Raw genomic sequence first — 403 nt, 5'->3', positions numbered from 1 at the left:
GGCCACCTCCGGGGTCGGCAAGAGCTTCGTCACGTCGAACCTCGGCACGCTGCTGGCCAAGTCGAACCGCCGCGTGCTGCTGATCGATGGCGACCTGCGCCGCCAGCGCCTGTCAGGCTACTTCAACCGGGCCGCCGGCATGGGCCTCTCGGAAATGCTGGGCGGCCGCATCGACGCCAACCAGGCCGTGGTGCCCACGGGCGTGTCGAACCTCTGGATCGTGCCCGCCGGCAACTTCGGCGCCACGCCGGCCGAGCTGCTGATGAACACCCGCTTCCGCCAGGCGCTGGACACCTACTCGCGCACCTACGACCTCGTCATCATCGACACCCCGCCGGTGCTGGACCACAACGATGCGATGGCCGTCTCCGCGCTGGCTGGCGCCACCGTGATGGTGCTGCGC

At 69.7% G+C, this 403-nt stretch carries 1 protein-coding gene; it reads left to right on the top strand.

Annotated elements, in window-relative coordinates; translation table 11 throughout:
- Window positions 1-403: CpsD/CapB family tyrosine-protein kinase (locus tag AC1DHL_RS30030; RefSeq protein ID WP_478164373.1), on the top strand; the 403-nt coding region annotated here is incomplete at both ends.

The sequence above is a fragment of the Variovorax sp. 10L426 genome (assembly GCF_056395305.1).
The sequence above is the reverse complement of the archived record's forward strand: the minus strand, read 5'-3'. Positions and strand labels throughout refer to the sequence as shown.